The following is a 259-nucleotide window of genomic DNA, read 5'->3' as shown; positions in this document are numbered from 1 at the left end:
CCGTGCCCACGGGGATGAACCGCCCTCATTCGTGAGGATAAACCACCAAAACGGGTGTTCCCCGTGCCCACGGGGATGAACCGGACACAATCAGCCTTTCCGAATGGGGTAATAAGTGTTCCCCGTGCCCACGGGGATGAACCGCTGGTTTTGTTTGGCCCTTTAGCACCGCTATTGTGTTCCCCGTGCCCACGGGGATGAACCGATGATATACCTAGAATTTGCAAACGTTGAATCGTGTTCCCCGTGCCCACGGGGA

Origin of the sequence: Methylophaga sp. UBA2012, assembly GCF_002335235.1 — a bacterium.
Taxonomy (GTDB): domain Bacteria; phylum Pseudomonadota; class Gammaproteobacteria; order Nitrosococcales; family Methylophagaceae; genus Methylophaga; species Methylophaga thalassica.
Note: the sequence above shows the minus strand (reverse complement) of the source record.